We start from the raw sequence: 229 nt of genomic DNA, 5'->3' as shown, positions 1-229 counted from the left end.
GCGTGATGTCGCCGCCATACCGGGCGTACTCGGCGCCGGTACCGATCAGCACCAGCTGCCCATCTTCCAGCGGCGCGCGATTCTCGATGTAGTGGAGTACACAGGCATTCCCACCCGCCCCGACGATACTGGTGTAGGCCGGAGCCGGCGCCCCCTGCCACTGGAGTTCATGCTCGATCTCGGCCTGCAGATGATGCTCGTGCAGGCCGGGACGGCTGATCTGCATCGC

1 protein-coding gene is annotated in these 229 nt (G+C 65.9%); it reads right to left on the bottom strand.

The genetic code is table 11. The features are described 5' to 3' along the window. On the bottom strand, positions 1 to 229 hold a 229-nt coding region (locus R2R70_RS23680; RefSeq protein WP_410979444.1), incomplete at both ends, for a M24 family metallopeptidase.

This window comes from Cobetia sp. SIMBA_158, assembly GCF_046566945.1.
Lineage (GTDB): Bacteria > Pseudomonadota > Gammaproteobacteria > Pseudomonadales > Halomonadaceae > Cobetia > Cobetia amphilecti.
This window is presented reverse-complemented; position numbering and strand designations above follow the sequence as displayed.